Below are 19,435 nucleotides of genomic sequence, written 5' to 3'. Positions count from 1 at the left end.
CTGCCGGTGTTACACGCCTCCGCCGTCAAGTCTGGCTTCGACGTCTTCCCCGTGCAGCACGGCTCCGGTGCCCTTCTTCGTCCGGCGCGCCCGGCCCTCCAGCCAGCTCGCGGCGCTGGTGAGCAGGAAGTTGAGCGCGATGTAGATCAGCGCGATCACAGTGAGGGTGGCGATGGTGTTCGCGCCGTAGTTCGCCGGGATCGTGCGGCTCTGCGACATCAGGTCGACGAGGCCGAGCAGGGCGCCGCCGAGCGCGGTGTCCTTGACGATCACCACGATCTGGCTGACGAGAGCCGGCAGCATCGCCGTGACCGCCTGCGGCAGCAGCACGTACGACATGGTCTGGCCCTTGCGCATGCCGATCGCCTTGGCGGCGTCCGTCTGGCCGGACGGCAGCGAGAGGATGCCGGCCCGCACGATCTCGGCGATGACCGAGGCGTTGTAGAGCACCAGGCCGGTCACCACCGCGTACATCGGCCGGATCTCCGACTCGATGTCCGCGAACTGCACGAACATCGCGTTGGCGAAGAACATCAGGATCAGCACCGGGATGGCGCGGAAGAACTCGACCACGGCACCCACCGGAACACGGATCCACCGGTGGTCCGAAAGCCGGCCGATGCCGAGGATCGCACCGAGCGGCAGCGCGATCACGATGGCGAACGCCGCCGCCTTCACGGTCACCCAGAGACCGGGCAGCAGATAAGTCGACCACATCTCGGAGTTCGTGACGAAAGGATCCCACTTGTCCGCCGCCAGTTGGCCCTTGTCGGCCATGACCGACAGCGCCCACCAGATGGCGAGCCCGAGAACGGCCAGGAACACGATCGTGAAGAGGACGTTCCGCCGCTTGGCGTGGGGGCCGGGTGCGTCGTAGAGAACGGAGGTCATCGTTTCACCGCCACACGCTTGGCCACCCAGCCCAGGATCAGGCCGGTCGGGAGGGTAAGAACGATGAATCCGAAGGCGATGACCGCGAAGACGGCGAAGAGCGCGTCGGCCTCGTTCTCGAGCATTTCCTTCATCAGCAGCGCAGCCTCGGCGACACCGATCGATGCGGCCACCGTGGTGTTCTTCGTGAGCGCGATCAGTACGTTCGCCAGCGGTGCGACGACCGAGCGGAACGCCTGCGGGAGCACGATGAGGGTCAGCACCTGGAAGAAGCTCAGCCCCAGTGCGCGGGCCGCCTCCGCCTGGCCGACGGGCACGGTGTTGATCCCGGACCGGATGGCCTCGCAGACGAACGTGCCGGTGTAGGCGATGAAACCGAGGACGGCCAGCCGGAAGCCGATGTCCTTGAAGTTGTCGCCGCCGAGTGCGAAGCCCAGTGTCTGGTTCAGGACCAGCGAGCAGGAGACGATGATCACGGTCAGCGGTGTGTTACGGACGCAGTTGATGTATACGGTGCCGAAGGCCCGCATCAGCGGAACCGGGCTGACCCGCATACCGGCCAGGATCGTGCCCCAGATCAGGGAACCCACGGCCGAGTAGAGGGTGAGCTGAACTGTCACCCAGAAGGCGCCGAGCAGGTCGTACTGCCCGGACTCAAGAAAATCGAACACGTTGCCCCGCGCTCTCCCCAGGTTGGCTGGTGGGGCGCGCCGCCGGCGTCGGCCGACAGCGCGCCACCGCTGACTCAGCTGCCTTCAGTGATCTTCGGGGCAGGCTCGTTCTTGTAGTTCGCCGGGCCGAAGTTCGCCTTCACGAACTTGTCCCAGGACCCGTCGTCGACCATCTTCTTGAGCGCCGCGTTGATCTTCGTCTGAAGATCCTTGTCGCCCTTCTTCAGGCCGATGCCGTAGTTCTCGTCGCTCAGGCTGAGGCCCACCAGCTTGAACTTGCCCTGGTGCTCCTTCTGCGCCGCGTAGCCGGCCAGGATGGAGTTATCAGTGGTGAGCGCGTCGACGGACTTGTTCTCCAGGCCGGTCAGGCACTCCGAGTAGCCGCCCTGCTGCAGCAGGTCGGCCTTGGGCGCAAGCTTCTCCTTGACGTTCTGTGCCGAGGTGGAGCCGGTGACCGAGCACAGCTTCTTGGAGTTGAGGTCGGTGGCCTTGGTGATGGAGTTGTCGTCCGCGCGGACCAGCAGGTCCTGGTGGGCCAGGAAGTACGGTCCGGCGAAGTCGACCTCCGCCTTGCGCTTGTCGTTGATCGAGTAGCTGGCGACGACGAACTTGACGTCACCGTTCTTGATCAGGTTCTCGCGCTCGGCGCTGGGCGCCTGCTTGAAGGTGATGTCCTTGGCGTCGTAGCCGAGCTCCTTCGCCACGTACGTGGCGACGTCGACGTCGAAGCCCGTGAACTTGCCGTCCGGGGTCTTCAGGCCGAGGCCGGGCTGGTCGTACTTGATGCCGACGGTGATCTTCTTGCCGCCGTCGCCGTCGCCGCCGCCCGAGTCGCTGTCGCCACCACAAGCGGTCGCGGTCAGGGAGAGGACGAGGGCCGCGGCGGCCGCGGCGCTTGCCTTGTGCAGCTTCATGATGAACATCCCTTGTGTCGTAACTCGCCGGTCGTCAGTGGTGGGGATCGCCGGTCGTCAGTGGTGCAGGATCTTCGAAAGGAAGTCCTTAGCACGATCGCTGCGCGGATTGCTGAAGAACTCGTCCGGCGTGGCCTCCTCGACGATCTTGCCGTCCGCCATGAAGACGACGCGGTTCGCGGCGGAGCGGGCAAAGCCCATCTCGTGGGTGACTACAACCATCGTCATCCCGTCGCGCGCCAACTGCTGCATGACCTCGAGAACCTCGTTGATCATCTCGGGGTCGAGCGCCGATGTGGGCTCGTCGAAGAGCATGACCTTGGGGTCCATCGCCAACGCTCGCGCGATCGCGACGCGCTGCTGCTGGCCGCCGGAGAGCTGCGCCGGGTACTTCTCGGCCTGCGAGCCGACGCCGACCCGGTCGAGCAGCGTGCGCGCCTTCTGCTCGGCGGCCTTCTTGTCGGCCTTGCGGACCTTGACCTGGCCCAGCATCACGTTCTCCAGCACAGTCTTATGTGCGAAGAGGTTGAAGGACTGGAAGACCATGCCCACGTCGGCGCGCAGCCGGGCCAGCTCCCTGCCCTCCTGGGGCAGCGCCTTCCCGTCGATCGAGATCGCGCCGGAGTCGATCGTCTCCAGGCGGTTGATGGTGCGGCACAGCGTGGACTTTCCGGACCCGGAGGGCCCGATGACGACCACGACCTCGCCACGGGCGATGGTCAGGTCGATGTCCTGGAGCACATGCAGCGCGCCGAAGTGCTTGTTGACGTTGCTCAGCACGACCAGGTCGCCCCCGGTGGGCACAGCGTCCTCGGCGCCCTTGGTCACTGAAACTCCGCTCATCGGCTTCTTGCTCCGTCCTCCTCGGTTGGGAGGACCTTAGTCACGCGCTGCGACCAGCGTCATTACATCTGAGGGGAAATTGAGCATAACGATCCGGCCGCAACCGGACACTATGCGTGAACAGGGTGGTGATCGGCGTACCGGGTGGGTAACGGAAACAGGCATGTAACGGGTAGGCACTTGACTGTCGGGGCGGGGATCCGCCTTGATGCCCTGGTACATCGCACGAGGTATGCCATACGACCGCACGACCGAAGGGGGGCTATGAGACTGCTGCTCGTCGAGGACGACAACCATGTCGCCGCCGCCCTGTCCGCGGTGCTCGCCAAGCACGGCTTCGAGGTGGTGCACGCCCGCAACGGCGAAGAGGCGCTGAAGGCAGTGCTGCCCGCCACGCATCCCGAGAAGCCGCCCTTCGGGGTCGTACTTCTCGATCTGGGGCTGCCCGACCAGGACGGCTACCAGGTGTGCGGCAAGATCCGGAAGCTCACAACGACACCCGTGATCATGGTGACCGCGCGGGCCGACGTACGCTCCCGGATACACGGGCTCAACCTCGGGGCCGACGACTATGTCGTCAAGCCGTACGACACCGGGGAGTTGCTGGCCCGCATCCACGCCGTGAGCCGGCGCAACGCCGGTGCTGACGACGCCGCCGGGCCCGCGTCCGAGCACGCGCTGCGGCTCGGCAAGGTCATCATCGAGCTGCCCACCCGGCGCGTCAGCGTCGACGGTGCCGCGGTCCAGCTGACCCGCAAGGAATTCGACCTGCTGGCGCTGCTCGCGCAGCGGCCGGGAGTCGTCTTCCGCCGGGAGCAGATCATCAGCGAGGTGTGGCGCACCAGTTGGGAAGGGACCGGCCGCACCCTCGAGGTGCATGTGGCGTCGCTGCGCTCCAAGCTGCGGATGCCCGCCCTGATCGAGACCGTGCGCGGCGTCGGCTACCGGCTCGTCGCTCCCGCCGACGCGTAAGGCCCGTAGACCCCGGTGCGTACCCGACTTCTCCCGCTGCTCATCGTCCTCATGGCGGGCGTGCTGCTCGCGCTCGGCTTCCCCCTGGCCGTGAGCGTCGCCGCCGCGCAGCAGCAGCAGGTCGTCGTCGACCGGATCGACGACACGGTGCGCTTCGCGGCGCTCGCGCAGTTCGTCACCGAGCGCTCGGGCTTGAGCCTCGACAAGCGGCGCTCCATGCTTCAGGAGCAGCTCGACCGCTACCACGACACTTACGGCATCAGGGCCGGCGTCTTCTACCGCGACGGTGACGCCATGGCGCGCGCCCCCGAGAGCTGGACGGTGCCGCAGAGCGGCGAGGGCCGCGAGGCGTTCAAGGAGGCGCTGACCGGGCGGCGCAGCCAGGACCCGCCGCAGGTCTGGCCGTGGCAGCACGGCGGCCGGCTGGTCGTCGCCTCACCCGTCGTACGGGACGGGGACGTCGTCGCCGTCGTGTTCACCGACTCGCCCACCAGCCAGCTGCGCTCACGCGTACTGCGGAACTGGCTGCTGATAGCGGCAGGCGAGTGCGCGGCGATGCTGGTGGCCGTCGGCGCCGCCTTCCGCCTCACGGGCTGGGTGCTGCGGCCCGTACGGATTCTGGACGCGGCCACCCATGACATCGCCACCGGGCAGATGAACTCGCGCGTCGCGGCGGCCGGCGGCCCGCCGGAACTCAGACGCCTGGCTCGCTCGTTCAACGAGATGGCGGACAACGTCGAAGAAGTACTGGAACAGCAGCGGGCGTTCGTCGCCGACGCCTCCCACCAGCTGCGCAACCCGCTCGCGGCACTGCTGCTGCGTATCGAGCTCCTCGCACTCGAACTCCCCGAGGGGAACGAGGAGATCGCCTCGGTCCGCACCGAGGGCAAGCGCCTCGCCCAGGTCCTCGACGACCTGCTGGACCTGGCTCTGGCCGAGCATGCCGCCGCCGACCTCCAGCTCACCGACATCGGCGCACTGGCGGCCGAGCGCGTCGCCGCCTGGCGTCCACTCGCGGATGACAAGGGCGTCCGGCTGACCGAGCACAGGGCCGCGGTCACCGCGTGGGCCGACCCGGTCGCGCTCTCCAGCGCCCTCGACGCGGTGATCGACAACGCCCTGAAGTTCACACCCCGGGGCGAGGAGGTCACCGTCTCGGTCGCCTCGAACGGCGAGAGCTCCACCATCGTGATCACCGACGGCGGCCCGGGCCTGACCGATGAGGAACTGGCTCGTATCGGCGACCGCTTCTGGCGCAGCGGCCGCCACCAGAACGTCAAGGGCTCGGGCCTCGGCCTGTCCATCTCGCGCGCCCTGCTGGCGGCGGGCGGTGGCTCGATCGCATACGCCCACCAAAAACCGAAGGGTCTGCGGGTGACCGTCACCGTCCCGCGTACGTCCCCTACGGCTTGACCGAGCGGTAGTAGCGCCTTGCCCCTTCGTGCAGCGGCAGCGGGTCCGTGTAGACAGCGGTGCGCAGATCCACCAGCTGCGCCGGGTGCACCGTGTTGCCGATCCGGTCCCTGCTCTTGATCACCGTGCGGGTGAAGCCCTCGGTCATCGCCGGGTCCATCCGGTCGGTCGTGACCAGCAGATTCGCCACCGCCACCGTCGGCACGGGCTCCCCGTTCTGCGCCTCCCGGTAGGCGTCGGCGGGCATCACGGCGGAGCGGTAGTAGCTGGTCGCCTCGCCGGGGGCGTGCAGCTTGTCGATGAGGTCGGCCTCCAGCGGCACCAGCCGGATCTGGAAGCGCTCGGACAGCTCCTCGACGGCCGAAGTGGGCAGGCCGCCCGACCAGAAGAACGCGTCCAGCTCGCGTGCCTCCAGCCGCCCCGGCACAGTGTCGATCCCGGCGGCGAGCGGTTTGATGTCCCGCTTCGGGTCGAGCCCCGCGGCCTTCAGCAGCCGGTCGGCAGTCAGCCGTACACCGGAACCCTCCTGCCCGATGCCCACCCGCTTGCCTCGCAGATCACGCACCGACAGCACCGGGGAACCCCTGGGGACGACCAGCTGGACATAGTCGTCATACAGCCGTGCGCAACCGCGCAGCCGGTCGGCTCCGGGCTTTTTTTCCCGTATGTACTTGGCGACCGCGTCGGCCGTGGCGATGGTGAAGTCTGCCTCGCCGGCCGCCACCCGCGCGAGATTCTGCTGCGAGCCCTCGCTGGTCTTCAGGTCGATCGTCACATCCGGCAGATCGCGGGCGAGCGCCCCCTTCAGCAGCACGCCGTACCGCTGATAGACGCCGTTCTGTGATCCCGTGCTGAAGGTCAGGGCGCCGCTCGGCGAGGAATTCCCGATCGGCAGCAGCCACCACATCAGCAGCCCGAACAGCGCCAGTGCGACCGCCGAGCCCTGGAGGGCGCGGCGGCGGCTGATGCGGGACAGGGCCGAGGGCATGGCGCGATCCTGCCAGCTCACCGGCCGTAATGGCCAGGCCCTGCCGCGTGGAAGGGGCGCAGACGCTTCTGGGTGGCGTCGTTGGTTCCCGGCCGCGTGGTGCGGCCGGGAACCACGGTCGACGGTGAGGCGTTACCACATGTTTTGGGTGTTCTATCCTCGTTGGCCCGGGATCGTCCCCCGGAAGCCGCTTGAGCCCAGCTGCTCGAACCGCTCCTGGACATTGGCCGCGAATACCCGCTGCTCATTGCCGGGATAAAACTGCTGACTGGCGTTCATGGCCACCGTCAGAACTCCGCTGACCGGTGCGTTGGGTGACGTCCGCACCGGAGTGCAGAGGAAGCTGAAGTCCTGGGGTGAGGGGGAGTCGTACGTGCTGATCGACGCCCGGGGAAGCGTGGTGGTCTGACCGGTGTGGAAGGCCTCGTCCATCGCGTTGAAGACACCGATGGCTTCGAGCCCGGTCAGGACCTGCCGCCCGGGGCTGAACTGCGGGACCATGCCGAAGGCCGCGCCCTGCTTGCCGTTGGCGTAGCGCAGCAGGTGGTTCGGTCCCTCGGTGAGCATGATGGGGAAGGGGGCGCCGTCGAAGACGGCGAACAGCTCCTGCTGCTGGGCGAGCAGGCTGTCACGCAACTTGAAGTCCGACAGCAGGGTCTCGGTGAGTTCTTGCATGCCCTCCTTGAGCTTGCGATCCCAGGTACGGGCCACCATGTCGGCCACGCACACGGTGCCGAGGATCATGCCGGTGTTGTCCCGGAGCGGGGTACCGAGGTAGGAGCGCACGCCCATGTCGTTGACCAATGGGTTGCCTCTGAACCGCGGGTAGTCGAAGACATCGTCCAGGGCCAGCTGGGACCCCTGGGCCACCACATGGGGGCAGAAGCCGTAGTCACTTGGCGCCTCGCGGGCGATGTCGCTGAGGTCGAAGACGATGCCGCGGCCATCGGTGTTCGCCTTGTCGTCGGGCGAGGTGGGCGGGACGTACATGCCGCGGAACATCTGTCGCTCGTCGTTGATGAAGTTGACCATGGCCAGGGGTGCCTGAGTGAAGCTGGCCGCAAGCCGCGCGACACGGTCGAACGTGGCTTCGGCCTCAACGCTGTTGAGGCCGAGAACCTGCAGTCGAAGCCTCCGCTGCTCGCCCGCGAGCCGGGTCTGATCAGATGTCAGGGGATCCATGTTTCCAGATGAAAGCAGATCCGGGAGCCGAGGATTGCCGCACTGGGATCATTTCTGTATCACTTGTCACACCGACATCGCCTCGGCGCCCGCGTGGCCGCCCCCGGTCCTGGCGGGTGCCTGCAGATGCCCAACCCTGAATCCTGTCCAGACTGGGCAAGGTTTCAACCTCAGGCGATCACTTCCCGCCAATCCTTGATGCCGGCACGAGCAGAAACGGTTGTGCATATGACAATCGTGCGGTGGGCAGGCTTGTTTGCGGCGATGGAGTGTGCGCTCTTACGCGGTACCGGACTGCGAACCCAGGTTCGGGGGTCCGGCGCAGGAGTGCAGGTGGTGGGCGCTCTCCCGTCGAGGCCCGTGGATGGAATGGAGTTGTGCCGAGTGACTTCGGGGAGGGGTACAGCGCCGTGGGTCAAGTGCAGTTCGGGCTGTGGGCATACTGCCGCAGGCGTCGACAGCAGAGCCCTGTCGGCCATGGTGCTCTGCACGATGTCACGCCAAGATCCGCCATTGCGGGGTTGAGGCCGCGATCCGGAGCCGGCGCCCTCGCGGTCGCGCCGCATGCCATTTGCACCTCGGCGCTGCCCGCAGGAGCACGGTGCCGCATCCGCCGCCACCACCCATCGACTGAGTTATGGACGGCGCCTCAAGTTCCGTGCTGCTGGGCGCGGACTTCGCCGCCCGCGGGCGGCGCCTGTGCCAGTCGGTGAGGCACCACGACAGGCGACGTGCCCACTCAAGTAACGAGCCCTGCACGACGACGTCAGGGTTCGTATCACCCAGCGACCCGTTCTCATCCGCCCCGATCCCCGGAGCTTTCAGCGGTATGGCGTGTGGCAGACAGCTCAGAGAGGCCCGCGGCCGACGCTCTCGGGAGAGCCATGGAGCATGGAGCAACGTGAACTGCACCATCGCACACGGACATCGGGAAAGCATCGAAGGAGTGTTCTGATGAACAGGTCGGACGTGGACGCACGGTCGGTGGCAGTGATCGGCATGGCCTGCCGGCTCCCCGGCGCATCAGGGACCGATGAGCTGTGGGAATTGCTCCGAGACGGTGTGGACGTCACAAGCGAGACACCGCCTGAACGCTACGACGTGGACGCCCTGTACTCCCCACAGCCGGGACCAGGGACGATCGGCAGCCGTCGCGCGGGTTACGTGGACGGAGTGGCGGAGTTCGACGCGGAGTTCTTCGATATGTCCTCCACGGAGGCGGTGGAACTCGATCCGCAGCAACGGCTGCTGCTGATGACGGCCTGGGAAGCCCTGGAAGACGCGGGCCAGCGACCCGACGAGCTGGCCGGCAGCCGGACCGGGGTCTTCGTCGGCAACGCCCGCTCGGACTACCTGGAGATCCAGTTCCGCGAGGGCCTGGAAGCAGTGACGCCCTCGCAGTTCAACAACTTCCGCTCGCTGCTGCCGGCCCGCCTGTCCTACGTCTTCGACTTCCGCGGCCCCAGCGTTGTGGTTGACACGGCCTGCTCGTCCTCGCTGGTGGCCGTCCACAGTGCCGTGCAGAGCCTGCGCGCACGCGAGAGCCCCCTCGCGCTGGCCGCGGGTGTGAACCTCAAGCTCCGGCCGGATGAGGGCGTCATGATGACGCAGGCCGGGGCCCTGGCTGCCGACGGCCGGAGCAAGTTCGGCGACGCGAGCGCTGACGGCCACGCGCCGAGCGACGGAGTGGGCGTCGTCGTCCTCAAGCGTCTCGCCGACGCCCTGGCCGACGGCGACCGAATACGAGCCGTCATCCAAGGCAGCGCCGTCAGCAACGACGGCCGCACGAGCGACTCGCTGCTGAACCCGTCGATGACCGGGCAGGTCGAGGCGCTCCGGTGGGCGTACGAGGATGCCGGGGTGGCCCCGGCCGATGTGGACTACGTAGAGGCGCACGGGGTCGGCTCACCCACACTCGACTACCTGGAGATCAGCGCACTGGGCGAGGTCCTGGGTGAGGGCCGGCCATCGGACAGACCGCTGCTCGTCGGCTCGATAAAGACGAACATCGGCCACGCGGAGGCCGCCGGCGGCATGGCCGGACTGATCAAAACCGTGCTGTGCCTGGAACACGGCCAGATTCCGCCCAGCCTCCATCTCAACACCCCGCATCCCCGGATTGCCTGGGACGAGCTGCCGCTGGTGGTACCGGGGAAGCTCTTTGACCTGCCCGACCGCGACCGGCCGGCCATCGCCGGCATCTCCGGGCAGGGCTCCTCGTCCCTCAACGCGCATGTGGTGATCCGACAGGGCGACACCCGCCCGGCCGACGCCACGGCAGCGGCGAGCGGCACGCCGTACGTACTGGTGCTCTCCGCCCGCACCTCCGCAGCCCTGGACGCCCTGGCCCGTTCCTACACCGCCTACCTCGGTCCCGACGGGCAAGGCGCCACGCTTTCCCTTCGCGACATCTGCTACAGCGCGGCCACCCGCCGTCAGCATCACGAACAGCGCCTGGCGGTCATCGGGTCCTCCCACCAGGAGATGGCAGCCGCGCTCAGCGGGACCGGAGGAACACCGGCATCAGGCGCGACTCCCGCGGTACTGGCCGCGGCCGCGGACCGCTACAGCAAGGGTGAGACGGTGGCCTGGGACGAGGTGTTCGGGGAGCATGGCCGCTTCGTGCCGTTGCCCGGCTATCCCTGGCAGACGAAGCGCTACTGGCCCGGCGAGGACCGGGACGAGGACAGCGGCGACCTGGCTGCCTGGGTGCTGCGCGAGCACGCGCGCACCCCCTTCGACGACGGCTCCACGCTCGACGCGATCGGGATCGACTCGCTGGCGAAGCTGCGGCTCATCGTGCAGCTGTCCAAGAAGTCCGGCCGTGACGTCGACCCCGAGGACTTCGGCCGGCTGCGCACGGTGGGCGCGCTGCGTGAGTGGGTCCACGCACTGGAGGCACACGCGTCATGAGCAATCCGCAGACCGCGTACGCGTGGTTCGCCCGCTCCGCCGACACCTTCGGCCAGGACTGCACCGCCCTGGAAGTGGGCGAGGAGCGACTGACCTACGGCGAACTGCGCGACCTGGCGGAGCGGCTCGCGGCCCGGCTGGTCGCAGCCAACGGCGGCGAGACGCCCCGGCGTGTGGGGCTGCTGGCAAGCCGCTCGGTGACCGCGTACGCCGGCTACCTCGCCATCCTGCGGACTGGCGCGGCCATCGTGCCCCTCAACCCGGAGCACCCGCCCGCCCGCACCGCCCACATTGCCAAGGAGGCAGGTCTGGAGCTGGCCCTGGCAGACACCCCCGAAGCCGGCGCCGACCTCGGGATCCCGCTGCTCGTGGCGGGCCCCAAGGAGCTCGAGGCCCTGACAACCGAGCCGCCCCCCGAACTGCCCCACCCGGAAGCGAACCCGGACGATGTCGCGTACATCATCTTCACGTCCGGGTCGACCGGCACCCCCAAGGGAGTGCCGATCTTGCACCGCAACCTCTCCGCCTACCTCGGCCATGTGGCGTCCCGGTACGACGTCGGGCCGGGCAGCCGACTCTCACAGACCTTCGACCTCACCTTCGACGGCTCGGTGCACGACCTGTTCGTCGCCTGGGCATCCGGAGGCACGCTCGTGGTGCCGAGGCGCAGCCAACTCCTGTCACCGGTGAAAACGATCAATGACCAGCGGCTCACCCACTGGTTCTCGGTGCCGTCACTGATCACCTTCGCCTCACGCCTGGGCACGCTGGCGCCCAACAGCATGCCCACCCTGCGCTGGAGCGTGTTCGGCGGCGAGCCGCTGCCCCTGGCGGCGGCACAGGAATGGCAGGCGGCCGCGCCGAGAAGCACTCTGGAAGTCCTCTACGGCCCGACCGAGCTCACCATCTCCTGCACCGCCTACCGGCTGCCTCGCAGCCGGGCGGACTGGCCGAGAACAGCCAACGGGACGCTGCCGATCGGGACTTGCTACCCGACATTGGATCTCCTCCTGCTGGACGAGAACGGCCGGTCGGCCGAGACCGGCGAGCTCTGCATCCGCGGTCCGCAGCGGTTCCCCGGCTACCTGGAACCGGCCAACAACGATGGCCGGTTCCTGCCCTTCGAGGACAGCGTCGCCGTCCTTCCCCAAGCTCTCGGCTCCGCTCGAGCAGCGGAGACCCCAATCCACACCGAAGCCACGCCGCTGACCGATCAGCACTGGTACCGCACCGGAGACCGGGCCACCATGCACGACGGCCACCTGGTCCACCTGGGACGGACCGACCACCAGGTCAAGATCCGCGGGCACCGGATCGAACTCGGGGAGATCGAGTCCATGCTCAGGGAGCAGCCCGGCGTACGCGACGCGATCGTCCTCGCTGTGCACGCTTCTGACGGCGAGCCGGAACTGGAGGCCGCGGTCAGCGGCGCCGAGTGTGCCACCCAGCAGCTGTATTCCGCACTGGGCGACCGCCTGCCGCCGTACATGCTCCCGCGCCGGATCGTCATCCTCGACGAACTGCCGCTCAACCCGAATGGCAAGATCGACCGGCACGCCCTGCTCGCCGAACTCGGGCGCCGTCACTGAATCCAATGCCGGAATGTCCACACACCATAGGCGCACGTCCCGTCCCTCGTCCGGAGCTGACGCCCGAGGCTGCCCCTCCCACGCGGCATCGCGGCTCCCACCCAGTCCCGATGTCTGTGAGGCACGCACATGTTCGACGCCATCGTGGTAGGGGCGCGTTGCGCCGGAGCTCCCACAGCCATGCTGCTCGCCCGCGCGGGATACCGGGTACTCATGCTCGACCGGGCGGCATTCCCTTCCGACACCCTCTCCACCCACCTCATCCACCAGCCCGGCGTCGCGGCACTCGCCCGCTGGGGCCTGCTCGAGACCGTACGCGCCTCAGGCTGCCCACCCCTTGACCGCGCGGTCTACGAAGTGGCCGACATCCGTCTCGAAGGCTGCGCCCGAGGCGTTGAGGGACAGCGCGCCGGATACGCCCCCCGCCGCCACGTCCTGGACGCCATCCTGGTGGACGCAGCCGTCGCGGCCGGCGTCGACTTCCGCGACCGGACCTCGGTGACCCGCCTCCTGCGCGACGACACCGGACGCGTCATTGGCGTGGAGGGCAAGCACCGCGGCCGCTCCTTCAGCGAACGAGCCCATCTGGTGATCGGCGCGGACGGAATGCGCTCCACGGTCGCCAGGCTCAGCCGGGCGCGCTACACCGTTCAGGGCCCGAAGCTGACCTGCGCCTACTACGGATACTGGGAAGACGTGCCGGCCGCCCTCGAACTCTATGAGAAACCCTCGAGTTGGGTGGCTGCCGTACCGACCAACGACAACGCGACCCTCGTCCTGGCCTACTTCCCGCAATCCCGATTCGAGGAAGTCCGCACCGACACACGCCACGCCTACCTGGGACAGATACGCACCACCGCGCCGGCCCTGTACGAGCGGCTCCACGGAAAACGCCGCATCGAACGTCTGCGCGGCACAGGTGACCAGCAGAACTTCTTCCGACAGGCGACCGGCCCCGGCTGGGCCCTGGTGGGCGACGCCGGACACCACAAGGACTCCATCACCGCACGCGGGATTAGCGACGCGTTCCTCCAGGCAGAAACCCTCGCGCGGCGTGTGGGCGACCGGCTCGGTGGCGACCCGCAGCAACTCGACCAAGCGCTCCTGGACTACGCCGAGGACCGAGACACCTCGCTCGCTCCGGCCTACGAGTCGACGCTGGCGGTGGCGCAACTGGCACAGCACGAGCAGCGGCTCTCACTGCTGCGCGCAGTAGAGACGGACCCGGACCTCACAGCGATCTATTTCGACATGGTCGCCGGAATTGAGACCGTCAGCGCCCTTTACACCCCGAAGCTGCTGGCCCTCCTCTGACCAGATCCCTCAGGTGTGTTCGGGGGCTCCGACCACGCACGATGCCCTAGAAGATTCACCCGACCGGAGCATTTTTATGAAGGGTGCGGCATGATCCTGGTACGGTTCCACCGACCGCCGACCTCTGGTGACTGTGTGTCAGGGCGTCGCGTGCGGGGGGAAGTTGGGCATTTCGAACCATCCCTTACTGCCATCATTGTTTCGCTGCCGTACGAGGAATCAGATGCCAGGCACCCGCGACCGGCGGACAAGTCATAGGTCCGCCCCTCGCAGATCTCTCCGATTGTCGTTTGCCCTACCTCTTGTCGTTCCAGCGCTCTTCCTCACCGGACTGTGGAGCTACACGGCGACCGGGCTTGTCGACGAGCAAATCCAGCTGCGTGCCGATGTGGACCGGGTCGTGTCCGCGGGCCGGCCCGCCTACGGCGTGCTGGCCCGTCTTCAGGACGAGCGCCGGCTCACCGCCGCCTGGCAGGCCACACGCACCAGCTCCTCCCGCGCCGCCCTGGACGACGCCCGGAGCAGTACCGACGCTGCCGTCGAGGAGTTCCGCCGGTTGTCCCCCTCCGGGCTGGACACCACGGCGTTGAAGAGCCGGGCCAAGGAGCTGAGCGACTCGCTGGACACGTTGTCCAAGCGTCGCGATGCGATCGACGAACGCACCCTCACCAGCACCGACGCCTTCCAGTACTTCACGGACTCCATCGCTGACGGCGCCAGCCTGCTCACCGCGGCCACACGGACCGACGACGGGCGCATCGCGCACGCCGTCGCCGCGACGTCCCTGGTGCAGGTCACGGAGATGCTCTCGCGCGAGGACGCGCTGATCTCCGCCGCACTGCCGTCCGGCCGCATCGCCTCCACGCCCCACGCTCAGTTCAGCCAGTACCTGGCGATCCAGCGAGAGACCCGCAAAGGCCTGGACGCCCGTGACCTCCTCACAGACGATGCCACCGCCTATGCAAGCATCACCGACAGCCCCCGGTGGACCTCACTGGCATCGATCGAAGACGCTGTGGCGATCAGCGGCGGCACGAAGCTGCCCAACCAGGCCACAGCGTGGCCAGACGCCGCCGACACCGTCGTCAACGATCTGCAGAAGCTGAACTCGGACTCCCTCGAGAACCTGGCCGACACCGGCACGGATCGAGCCGACGGTCTCTTGCTGTGCCTGATCCTGGGCACCATCGCCACGCTGGCCGCCCTGGCGGTCGTAGGGGCGCTGGCCCTGCGCTTCTGGCGCTCGGTGATCAGCCGGCTCTCCCAGCTCCAGCAGAAGACCGAGGACTTGGCCGGCACCCGGTTGCCCCAGCTCGTCGCCCAACTCGAGCGCGGAGAACAGGTCGACCCGACCGTACTTCCTCCTCGCAGGCACCACGCCACCGATGAGTTGGAACGGCTCGACGCGGCAATCGACCACCTGGCACGCGTCGCCGCGGACACTGTCGTCCATCAGTCCCTCGGCCGCGAGGGAACGGAAAAGGTCTTCTCCAAGCTCATCCGCCGCACCCAAACCCTGATCCACCGGCTCATCTCCCTCCTGGACGACCTCGAGCGCAAGCACGAAGACTCGGACCTGCTGAAGGACATCTTCAAGGTCGACCACCTCGCCACCCGCGTGCGGCGCCATTCGGAAAACCTCGTGATCCTCGGCGGATCCCCGCCCACCCGCCGCATGACCGCTCCTGTTTCCATCACTGACGTGATGCGCAGCGCGGTGGCGGAGACTGAGCACTACACCCGGGTCAAGGTGAAGAACCTCCCCCCAGGCCGGCGGGTATCTCTCGCCGGCCGGGCCGTCGCCGACGTCACCCACCTGCTCGCTGAGCTCATCGAGAACGGCACGAGCTTCTCCCCGCCGGACACCCAGGTGTTCGTCAGCGCAACGAAGGTCGCCAGGGGCCTGGCGCTCCATGTCGAGGACCACGGGCTCGGAATGCCGGAGGACCACCGCGTCGGCGCCAACCAGCTTCTCGCGCACCCGCCCGAGCTCGACATGATGACGCTGGGCGCGGACCCGCGCCTCGGGCACTTCGTGGTGGCCCGGCTCGCGGAGCGACACAAGATCAAGGTGGAACTGCGCGAGTCCGTCTACGGCGGGACCCTCGCCATCGTGCTTCTTCCCGCAGCCCTGCTTGAGGAGCACGATTCCCCGCTGCTGGAGCAGCTCAAATCAGCAGCCTCAGCATCCTCAGCAGCCTCGGCGGCGGGCGCACTGGGCGGGAGTGCAGACGCCACTGTGCAGCCTCAACTCCAAGACCACCACGGGTATCCCGAGTATGGAGGTGCAGGTCTGTTGCCGGCCGCATCAGCTCACCCGGGAGCGCAGGCTCCAGCGCCGCCGGAGTGGACGCCTCCCCAAGAGCATCCCGATCCCGAAGTCGGGCATCCCGAACCCGCCACGTATGAGGGCGCACAGGATGCATCCCCACCACTGGTGACCCCTCGTGTCCTTCCACAAAGGACACGAGGAGCGAGCCTCGCGCAGCAGTTGCGCAAGGAGGCGGCGCATGCACAATCCCAGCAGGATGACGAGGGCGAGGCCGGCGCTATCTCCCCCGGCGAGTCAGCCCGCACCATGATGGCCATCCAACAGGGGATGAAGCGGGCCCAGATCGCCGAGGCCGAAGAGTCGGCCGGTGTGGACAGTCAGGCGGAGTCGCGTGGCCGCAGCGCCAACTAGCCGCAGCGCCAACTAACTGTGAGGGAACATTCAGTAATGACTGAGCAGGTACACGCCGCTCCCCAGCTGGACTGGCTCCTGGACAGCCTCGTGGACCAGATTCCAGAGATTCGCTGCGCCATCGTGCTGTCCGGGGACGGCCTCCTTATCGGCAAATCGAAGGGCCTCGGCCGGGACGACGCCGAGCACCTGTCCGCGGTCGGATCGGGGATGCACAGCCTCGCCCGTGGCGCTGCGCGCCACTTCCACGGCGGAGAGGTCCAGCAGACGGTCATCCAGATGGAAAAAGCATTCCTCTTTGTCACCGCCGCCGGCAGGGGAGCGCGTCTTGCCGCGATCGCCTCCGAGGAAGTGGATGTCGGGATGATGGCCTTCGAGATGGGCACGCTCGTCAAACAGGTAGGCAAGTACCTCAGCGCCGCGCCCCGCGTGCAGGCCTCCCCCCACGGTTACATTCAGGATGCCTGACCCGCGATGGTTCGACGATGAAGGGGCCGGACGCCACGTCCGGCCATACGCCATTACCGGCGGACGTACCCGTCACAGTCAGCACACTTTCACGCTGATCACGCTGGTTGTCACACGGTCCCTTCATGAGGTCAACCAGGAACCCCTGGAGCCGGAGTCAGCCGAAATCCTGCATTTCTGCCGGGATCGCGCGGTGGCAGTCGCTGAGATAGCTGCCCACCTGGATCTTCCGGTGAGCGTGGTGAAAGTTCTCTGTGGGGACTTACTGAACGACTCGATGATTTTGGTCCAGGCGCCGCCTCCGGAGGCGGACAAACCGAGCGTGGAACTCATCGAAAGGGTGATGGATGGTATCCGTCAGCTCTGAGCCGATCATGCCGACAGCAGTGAAGATCCTGATTGCGGGCGGCTTCGGCGTGGGCAAGACCACCATGGTGGGCTCAGTGAGCGAGGTGCCCCCGCTGGAGACAGAGGAGCGCATCACCGAGGCGAGCCTGGGGATCGACGATCTGGCAGGTGTGGAAGGCAAGTATTCGACCACCGTCGCCATGGACTTCGGCCGGATCACCATCGCCCCGGAGCTGGTGCTCTACCTGTTCGGAACCCCCGGCCAGGATCGCTTCTGGTTCATGTGGGACGACTTGGCTCTCGGCGCCCTGGGAGCCGTGGTACTCGCTGATACCCGACGTCTGGATTCCTCCTTCGCCTCAGTGGATTTCTTCGAGGAGCGTGGAATCCCCTTCGCCGTGGGCGTCAATTGCTTCGACGGCAGACGGGAATGCACGAGCCAGCAGGTGCGACAGGCACTGGCCCTCGAACCCACCACACCCGTCATCCTGTGTGACGTCCGCGATCGCAGCTCCAGTAAGACGGTGCTCCTTGCCCTGCTGGAAGTGGCGAGAGCGCAGGCATCCGCTCGCCTGACGCCTGTGCCGGCCGCTGATCGGGCGGCATGGAGGCCGGCGTAGGTCTTCAGCGTTGTGGCCCGACCGGAGCCCTTACCCTGGACGGGTGAGCGGTAACGACGTGGTTGGCGGAGTAGTGGACGGTTTGAAAACGTACGAGGTGCGCACCTACGGGTGCCAGATGAACGTTCACGACTCCGAGCGGCTGTCGGGCCTGCTGGAGGACGCCGGCTATGTCCGCGCGCCCGAAGGCGCCGACGGTGACGCCGACGTCGTCGTCTTCAACACCTGCGCGGTCCGGGAGAACGCCGACAACAAGCTGTACGGCAATCTCGGCCGGCTCGCGCCGATGAAGACCAAGCGGCCCGGAATGCAGATTGCCGTCGGCGGCTGCCTGGCCCAGAAGGACCGCGAGACCATCGTTTCGAAGGCGCCGTGGGTCGACGTCGTCTTCGGCACGCACAACATCGGCAAGCTGCCGGTGCTGCTGGAGCGCGCCCGTATCCAGGAAGAGGCGCAGGTCGAGATCGCGGAGTCGCTCGAGGCCTTCCCCTCGACGCTGCCGACCCGCCGTGAGTCCGCGTACGCCGCGTGGGTCTCCATCTCGGTCGGCTGCAACAACACCTGCACCTTCTGCATCGTCCCGGCGCTGCGCGGCAAGGAGAAGGACCGCCGGCCCGGCGACATCCTGGCCGAGGTCGAGGCACTCGTCGCCGAGGGCGTCTCCGAGATCACGCTGCTCGGCCAGAACGTCAACGCGTACGGCTCCGACATCGGCGACCGCGAGGCATTCAGCAAGCTGCTGCGCGCCTGCGGAAACATCGAGGGCCTGGAGCGGGTCCGCTTCACCTCGCCGCACCCGCGGGACTTCACGGACGACGTGATCGCCGCGATGGCCGAGACGCCGAACGTCATGCCGCAGCTGCACATGCCGCTCCAGTCCGGCTCGGACCCGATCCTGAAGGCGATGCGCCGCTCGTACCGGCAGGAGCGCTTCCTCGGGATCATCGAGAAGGTGCGCGCAGTGATTCCGCACGCCGCCATCTCCACCGACATCATCGTGGGCTTCCCCGGCGAGACCGAGGAGGATTTCGAGCAAACCATGCATGCCGTGCGCGAGGCCCGCTTCGCGAACGCGTTCACCTTCCAGTACTCCAAGCGCCCCGGCACCCCGGCGGCGGAGATGGACGGCCAGATCCCCAAGGAGGTCGTCCAGGAGCGCTATATGCGCCTCGTCGCCCTCCAGGAGGAGATCTCCTGGGAGGAGAACAAGCAGCAGGTCGGCCGGACCCTGGAGGTCATGGTCGCCGAGGGCGAGGGCCGCAAGGACGGCGCCACGCACCGGTTGTCGGGGCGCGCCCCGGACAACCGTCTCGTCCACTTCACGAAGCCGGACGAGGACGTGCGCCCGGGCGATGTGGTGACCGTCGAGATCACCTACGCCGCCCCGCACCACCTGCTGGCGGAGGGCACCGCGAAGTCCGTACGACGCACCCGCGCCGGCGACGCGTGGGAGAAGCGCAACGCCGCCGAGGCGGCGAAGCCGGCCGGAGTGATGCTGGGACTGCCCAGGATCGGTGTGCCTGATCCGCTGCCGGTGGCCGCGGCGCCCGGGTGCGGCTGCGACTGACGGAGGGGCGCGGCGGGGGACGCAGGCACTTCACCCGGGCCCGGACCTGAACACGGACG

The 19,435-nt window shown here is 67.6% G+C and carries 16 protein-coding genes; 10 read left to right on the top strand and 6 right to left on the bottom strand.

What is annotated here, in order from left to right:
- Positions 1 to 9 precede the first annotated feature (9 nt).
- The 4 genes from QFZ67_RS09865 to QFZ67_RS09850 all read right to left on the bottom strand — a co-directional run bounded on the left by QFZ67_RS09865 (position 10) and on the right by QFZ67_RS09850 (position 3,319).
- The gene (locus QFZ67_RS09865; RefSeq protein ID WP_307660724.1) at positions 10 to 891 is read right to left on the bottom strand and encodes an amino acid ABC transporter permease; all 882 of its coding nucleotides are present in this window, start codon (positions 889 to 891) and stop codon (positions 10 to 12) included.
- Entirely contained in the window at positions 888 to 1,562 is a 675-nt protein-coding gene (locus tag QFZ67_RS09860) for an amino acid ABC transporter permease (protein WP_307660723.1), read from the bottom strand. Before QFZ67_RS09860 ends, QFZ67_RS09865 begins: the two co-directional genes overlap by 4 nt.
- A 74-nt stretch (positions 1,563 to 1,636) precedes the next feature.
- Positions 1,637 to 2,476 (bottom strand): glutamate ABC transporter substrate-binding protein, encoded by an 840-nt coding sequence (locus tag QFZ67_RS09855; protein WP_307660722.1) that lies wholly within the window; start codon positions 2,474 to 2,476, stop codon positions 1,637 to 1,639.
- A 57-nt stretch (positions 2,477 to 2,533) separates the two neighbouring features.
- Positions 2,534 to 3,319: an amino acid ABC transporter ATP-binding protein gene (locus QFZ67_RS09850; protein WP_307660721.1), complete on the bottom strand. Its 786-nt coding sequence runs from the start codon at positions 3,317 to 3,319 to the stop codon at positions 2,534 to 2,536.
- A 264-nt stretch (positions 3,320 to 3,583) separates the two neighbouring features.
- Here QFZ67_RS09850 and QFZ67_RS09845 point away from each other — a divergent pair, with 264 nt between their 5' ends.
- Both QFZ67_RS09845 and QFZ67_RS09840 read left to right on the top strand, forming a co-directional pair.
- Positions 3,584 to 4,291 (top strand): response regulator transcription factor, encoded by a 708-nt coding sequence (locus QFZ67_RS09845; RefSeq protein ID WP_307660720.1) that lies wholly within the window; start codon positions 3,584 to 3,586, stop codon positions 4,289 to 4,291.
- Between the two features lie 15 nt (positions 4,292 to 4,306).
- Positions 4,307 to 5,704 carry a HAMP domain-containing sensor histidine kinase gene (locus tag QFZ67_RS09840; protein ID WP_307660719.1) on the top strand — a complete coding sequence of 466 codons (1,398 nt, stop codon included), beginning with the start codon at positions 4,307 to 4,309 and terminating at the stop codon, positions 5,702 to 5,704.
- Here QFZ67_RS09840 and QFZ67_RS09835 read toward each other — a convergent pair.
- Together QFZ67_RS09835 and QFZ67_RS09830 are read right to left on the bottom strand one after the other, a co-directional pair.
- Positions 5,694 to 6,692, bottom strand: coding sequence for a TAXI family TRAP transporter solute-binding subunit (locus QFZ67_RS09835; RefSeq protein WP_307660718.1), 999 nt, complete (start codon positions 6,690 to 6,692; stop codon positions 5,694 to 5,696). The two genes, QFZ67_RS09840 and QFZ67_RS09835, sit on opposite strands and share 11 nt — an antisense overlap.
- Before the next feature lie 153 nt (positions 6,693 to 6,845).
- Positions 6,846 to 7,874 carry a GAF domain-containing protein gene (locus QFZ67_RS09830; RefSeq protein ID WP_307660717.1) on the bottom strand — a complete coding sequence of 343 codons (1,029 nt, stop codon included), beginning with the start codon at positions 7,872 to 7,874 and terminating at the stop codon, positions 6,846 to 6,848.
- Between the two features lie 954 nt (positions 7,875 to 8,828).
- Between QFZ67_RS09830 and QFZ67_RS09825 the strand changes: the two genes are divergently transcribed.
- The 8 genes from QFZ67_RS09825 to miaB all read left to right on the top strand — a co-directional run bounded on the left by QFZ67_RS09825 (position 8,829) and on the right by miaB (position 19,376).
- Positions 8,829 to 10,787, top strand: coding sequence for a beta-ketoacyl synthase N-terminal-like domain-containing protein (locus QFZ67_RS09825; protein WP_307660716.1), 1,959 nt, complete (start codon positions 8,829 to 8,831; stop codon positions 10,785 to 10,787).
- Positions 10,784 to 12,376 (top strand): amino acid adenylation domain-containing protein, encoded by a 1,593-nt coding sequence (locus QFZ67_RS09820; RefSeq protein ID WP_307660715.1) that lies wholly within the window; start codon positions 10,784 to 10,786, stop codon positions 12,374 to 12,376. The genes QFZ67_RS09825 and QFZ67_RS09820 overlap by 4 nt, the downstream gene beginning before the upstream one ends.
- A 129-nt stretch (positions 12,377 to 12,505) precedes the next feature.
- Positions 12,506 to 13,690, top strand: coding sequence for an NAD(P)/FAD-dependent oxidoreductase (locus QFZ67_RS09815; protein WP_307660714.1), 1,185 nt, complete (start codon positions 12,506 to 12,508; stop codon positions 13,688 to 13,690).
- Between the two features lie 283 nt (positions 13,691 to 13,973).
- A complete protein-coding gene (locus QFZ67_RS09810) occupies positions 13,974 to 16,373 on the top strand; it encodes a nitrate- and nitrite sensing domain-containing protein (RefSeq protein ID WP_307660713.1) in 2,400 nt (799 codons plus the stop codon).
- A 36-nt stretch (positions 16,374 to 16,409) separates the two neighbouring features.
- Positions 16,410 to 16,841 (top strand): roadblock/LC7 domain-containing protein, encoded by a 432-nt coding sequence (locus QFZ67_RS09805; RefSeq protein WP_307660712.1) that lies wholly within the window; start codon positions 16,410 to 16,412, stop codon positions 16,839 to 16,841.
- Complete coding sequence (locus tag QFZ67_RS09800) at positions 16,834 to 17,208, top strand: DUF742 domain-containing protein (protein WP_307660711.1); 375 nt, start codon at positions 16,834 to 16,836, stop codon at positions 17,206 to 17,208. Before QFZ67_RS09805 ends, QFZ67_RS09800 begins: the two co-directional genes overlap by 8 nt.
- Positions 17,189 to 17,809, top strand: coding sequence for an ATP/GTP-binding protein (locus tag QFZ67_RS09795; protein WP_307660710.1), 621 nt, complete (start codon positions 17,189 to 17,191; stop codon positions 17,807 to 17,809). Before QFZ67_RS09800 ends, QFZ67_RS09795 begins: the two co-directional genes overlap by 20 nt.
- Before the next feature lie 73 nt (positions 17,810 to 17,882).
- Positions 17,883 to 19,376, top strand: coding sequence for a tRNA (N6-isopentenyl adenosine(37)-C2)-methylthiotransferase MiaB (gene miaB / locus QFZ67_RS09790; RefSeq protein WP_307665784.1), 1,494 nt, complete (start codon positions 17,883 to 17,885; stop codon positions 19,374 to 19,376).
- Positions 19,377 to 19,435: the final 59 nt, after the last annotated feature.

The sequence above is a fragment of the Streptomyces sp. V1I1 genome (assembly GCF_030817355.1).
Lineage (GTDB): Bacteria > Actinomycetota > Actinomycetes > Streptomycetales > Streptomycetaceae > Streptomyces.
Note: the sequence above shows the minus strand (reverse complement) of the source record. Positions and strands in the feature narration are given on the sequence as shown.